The 2,944-nt window shown below is 65.5% G+C and carries 2 protein-coding genes; both read left to right on the top strand.

Annotated features, from left to right (window positions below; translation table 11 throughout):
• Window positions 1-1,876 (top strand): hypothetical protein (locus tag ACH2EI_RS17425; protein ID WP_395160976.1); only part of this gene is annotated, 1,876 nt, incomplete at its 5' end.
• Window positions 1,873-2,944, top strand: a 1,072-nt coding sequence (gene pglX / locus ACH2EI_RS17420; RefSeq protein ID WP_395160974.1) for a BREX-2 system adenine-specific DNA-methyltransferase PglX, incomplete at its 3' end; no start/stop codon positions are given. The genes ACH2EI_RS17425 and pglX, both read left to right, overlap by 4 nt.

Below are 2,944 nucleotides of genomic sequence, written 5' to 3'. Positions count from 1 at the left end.
GACGCCGTCGACCCCGTCGAATCATCCCGAGGCCGACGACGACTTCGCTGTCCCCGATGGCGCGACGCTGGCTTCTCCGCTGCTCTCGCTTCCGCTCACCAAGCGTGCGGTCAGCGCCCTCGAAGCTGCGGACGTGGTCACCATCGAGCAGCTCCTCGCGTTCCCGCTGATGCGGCTCTCGTCGCTGACCGGTGTCGGCGCGAAGACACGTGGTGAGATCCGTGAGGCGTTCGACGTGCTCAGCACGCGCTTCGGTCCGCTGCCAGCAAGCACCGGCGCAGATCAAGACGACAACAGTCAGCCGGCTGGGCCCGACCCTGCCGACAACTCGTTGGCAGCGCTCGCCGCACTCATTGCTCCCGCGGCCAGTACGAAGGACTTGCAGTCGCGTGCTCAGCTCGCCCGGATTTTGACTGGGCTCGAGCCGGGCCGTGATCCGTGGGCGTCGCAAGGCGAGCTGGCCGAGTGGCTCGACGTCACTCCGGGGCGTGTCTCGCAACTGGTCACTGCGCTGCGTCAGGCGTGGTCGAAGGTCGCAAGAATCACCGAGCTTCGCGATGTCGTCCGCAACGATCTTCGGCAGCTACAGGTGGCAAGCGCGCCGCAGCTCTCTTCGCGTCTCTTGACGAGCGCGCCAGACGCCCCTGGGGAGTCATCGACGTTGCTGGCTTCGGGGCTGCTGCGCGTTGCCACCCTGACCGAGGAACAGCTGAGCGAGCCCGGCTGGATCGTTCGACGCCGGAAGGGTTCGGTGGTGCTCTCCACCATGCAGGGCGACGGCGGCGCCGATTTGGCCCAGGAGCTTGCCGCCTACGCATCCGCGCTCGACACCGCAACCGAAGCCCTGATTGCCCGCCACGACGTGATCGGCCGCCGCGAGCTGGTCGATGCACTCCGCACCGTCACGCCGCCGTCCGGCGCACAGCCATTCACCGACAGTCATCTCGCCGACCTCGTTGCCGACCTGTGCGACGGCGCCGCGGTCAACGCCCGCCTCGAGCTGTACCGGGTGGGCCTCGCCCCGATCCCCGCGTTGCGCGCCGCGCGCCGTTCGTTCGTGTCGAGCGAACCCATGACCGCGGACGCGATCGGGAAGAAGATCGCCGCCCGGTTCCCTGCTGCCAATGGCCTGCCGGGGCGCCCGCAACTCGATAATGCGCTTGCTGATGCCGATGTCGACCTCAAGTGGGATGCCAGTGCCAAGGCATACGTCAGCCCGCAGTACACGCCGCACGGCACCAGCGCATACAGCGCCTCGCTCAGCCGGTACAACACCACGACGTCGGGGCCGCCCCCACCTGCCATCGAAATCGACAATGCTGCCGAGTTCGAGGATCGTCTCGTTAAGGCACGCACGAGCGGCGGGTTGCTGATCTTGGTGCAGGCGTCGAACGGCCTGACTACCGCCGAGCGCCAGCTCGCAAGGTTGGCGACGTCCACCGTCAATCTCGATGCATGGATCGTCGAGGAACTCGAAACGCTCACGGCAAATGGCAAGCCTCCGTGGGCAACGCTTGCTGCTGCCGATGCCGCCGGCGATGGCGGCACCGCATGGGCGAACGTGCAGAAGATGGTCGATGCTGCACTCGTCAAGGTCACCGCTCGCCTGGCAGCGCTCGATGGCACTGTGTTGATGACGAACCTTGGTCTCCTCGCCCGTTACGACTCGCTCGACATGGTGGCGAAGTGGCGTGACCTGCTGCATGCCGGGTCGACGTCGCTGTCTGCCGTCTGGCTGTTGATGCCATCGGCATCGGCAACCGAGGTGCCGCTCCTCGATGGGCGTGCCGTGCCCGTGATTTCTCGCAACGAATGGAGCCAGATCCCGGCTGATTGGCTCCGCAACGCCCACCGCACTGGAGCTGTGTCTGCATGATCGATCGTCAGGAATTCACGCGGGTATTGAAGGCCGAGGTCGTCACGCTCGTTGACGATCTCCGAGTACGCGCCAGCGACGTCGACGAGGTCCGTGAACTGGTGCAGGCCCAGTGGCAGGCAGCGTTCGATGCTGAGCGCACCGCCCATGACGTCGACGTCTGGCGTGAAGGCCTGCTCGCGCAGGTCGCCGTGTCGTGGGTGCTGGGTTGCGTGTTCATCCGTTTCTGCGAAGACAATGGCCTTGTCACCCAACCGATGGTCTCGGGCCCGGGCGATTGGCGCCGTTGGGCAACTGACAACCAACGCGAGTTTTTCCGTGAGCACACCGACGCCGGCGAACGCCGCTACCTCACCCACGTCTTCGAAGAAGCCGCCAAGGTCCCTGGGCTCGACGAGGTGTTCGGTGCGCACAACCCGCTCTGGCAGTTCGGCCCGTCCGACGACGCCTGCCGCGAGCTCCTCGCAATCTGGCGCTCCACCGACGTCGAGTCCAACGAACTGGTGTGGGACTTCGCCGACGACGACTGGAACACCCGCTTCCTCGGCGACCTCTACCAAGATCTCTCCGAGCATGCGAAGAAGACGTTCGCGCTACTGCAGACACCGGACTTCGTCGAAGAGTTCATCCTCGACCGCACACTCGACCCCGCCATCGAAGAATTCGGGCTCAACGGTCCCGACGGCGAAGGGTTCCGCATGATCGACCCCGCCTGCGGCTCCGGCCACTTCCTCCTCGGGGCGTTCGATCGACTCGCCAACCGCTGGCTCGACAAAGACCCTGCCGCAGGCCGACGCTCCGCCGCAGCAAAAGCGCTCGACTCTGTGTTCGGGGTCGACATCAACCCCTTCGCTGCATCGATCGCACGATTCCGACTCCTCGTCGCTGCCCTCCGTTTCGCCGAGGTGAAAACGCTGGCCGAAGCACCGGTACTGAACATTCACATCGCCGTCGGCGACAGCCTGCTACACGGTCCCATCCGAAATCGCCTTCACGGGATCTTCGAGGCGGACGAACGACAGCGAATCGCCTCAGCACACCTCTACGAAACAGAGGATCGCGTTCTGG

The organism is Ilumatobacter sp. (assembly GCF_041688325.1).
Taxonomy (GTDB): Bacteria; Actinomycetota; Acidimicrobiia; order Acidimicrobiales; family Ilumatobacteraceae; genus Ilumatobacter_A.
This window is presented reverse-complemented; position numbering and strand designations above follow the sequence as displayed.